Below are 1,561 nucleotides of genomic sequence, written 5' to 3'. Positions count from 1 at the left end.
AGTTATTTTTAGTTTGGTATTCTATTTTGCTTATAAATAATTTTAACCAATTAGGACATCAATTCCAAAAGGATATAAACCAACAGGAATGTTATCAATAACAGAGTTAGTGTCGGCGTCAATGACAGACACAGTATTACTCCCGGTGTTAGTCACATAAAGAAGATTTGTTTTTGGATCTATTGTAATTTCTACAGGATTTGAGCCGACAGGAATAGTGTTAATAACAGAGTTAGTATTGGCATCAATGACGGACACATTATTACTATCATCGTTAACAACATAAATAAGATTGAATTTAGAATTCACCACTACACCAAAAGGAGATGAACCGACAAGAATAGTAGTAATGACTGAATTGGTATTGCCATTAATGACAGACACAGTATTACTGCTTGGATTGGTTACATAAACAAGATTTGTTTTTGGATTTAATGCAACCTCTACAGGGTTTAATCCAACAGGAATGGTAGTAATAACAAGGTTTGTATTTGAATCTATAACGGATACATTATTACTGTTATTGTTAACAACATAAACAAGGTTTGTATTGGAATTCACTATAATTCCTATAGGCGTAGAACCAACAGGAATGGTAGCGATGACAGAATTAGTATTGCCATTAATGACAGACACATTGTTACTGCTTGGATTGGTTATATAAACAAGATTAGTATTGAAATTTAATGAAACCCCTGTAGGATTTACTCCAACAGGAATGTTTGCAATAACAGAATTAGTATTGGTATTAATAACAGACACAGTATTACTGCCTTGGTTAGCTACATAAACTCGATTTGTATTAGAATTTACGGCTACTCCCACAGGAGCTATCTCAACAGGGATGGTGGTAATAACAGAGTTAGTGTTGGTATTAATGACAGATACATTATTTGAGTTTCGATTTGCAACAAAAATCGTACTAGATGAAACCTTAGTCGGACCAGTAGCACCCGTAGGTCCAGTGAAGCCAGTAGATCCAGTCGGACCGGTAGCACCCGTAGGCCCAGTCGGTAGTGTGAATGGTGGAATAGGTGGCAAAGTCGGACCAATTAAACTAGGATTTAGAGCAACAGGAGATAAGAATTCATTCATCATATTTCACCTCTAATAAAAACGTATTATTAATAGTAAATGTAGATGTTAAACAAGGTGAAATGGACAAGTGAGGAATTTAGCAATGAAATTTTATAAAAGCGTTATTTTATTATAGATAAATAGGTGACTCAGCAATTGTGCTAGTCGAGTCACCTATTACTATAGAAACAAATAATGTTCTTTTTCTATATGTAGTTATGTTGAGTTCCTAGAGGCTAACCAAAAAAACAGTTAAAGGACAAAGAAAATCATTGTAGAGAGTTTTACATTTTATTATGTCAATGCTACAACAGCAAGAGTTAAGCCCAACGTATTTAATGTATTAGAATATGGTCCTACATTAACAGTAAGAGTACTTGTTATACCTGGAGGTGTAGTGAAAATTGCGGGGGCTGATACAGAAGTGAATCCGGCTGTATATCCTAGAGAAGTACCTGATCCAATGATTGGATTATTATTCAGA

Annotated in this window: 1 protein-coding gene and 2 pseudogenes; all 3 read right to left on the bottom strand. The window is 34.5% G+C overall.

Annotated elements, in window-relative coordinates:
* Positions 1–42: 42 nt before the first annotated feature.
* Positions 43–825, bottom strand: a complete 783-nt coding sequence (locus MR170_RS30530) for a beta-propeller fold lactonase family protein (RefSeq protein WP_346749478.1) — start codon at positions 823–825, stop codon at positions 43–45.
* Positions 826–861: 36 nt separating this feature from the next.
* Positions 862–1,095, bottom strand: a pseudogene (locus MR170_RS32560) (exosporium leader peptide-containing protein); the annotation flags it as partial.
* A 276-nt stretch (positions 1,096–1,371) separates the two neighbouring features.
* A pseudogene (locus tag MR170_RS30525) lies at positions 1,372–1,561 on the bottom strand (hypothetical protein); the annotation flags it as partial.

Origin of the sequence: Bacillus cereus group sp. BfR-BA-01524 (assembly GCF_022662595.1) — a bacterium.
Lineage (GTDB): Bacteria > Bacillota > Bacilli > Bacillales > Bacillaceae_G > Bacillus_A > Bacillus_A thuringiensis_S.
Note: the sequence above shows the minus strand (reverse complement) of the source record. Positions and strands in the feature narration are given on the sequence as shown.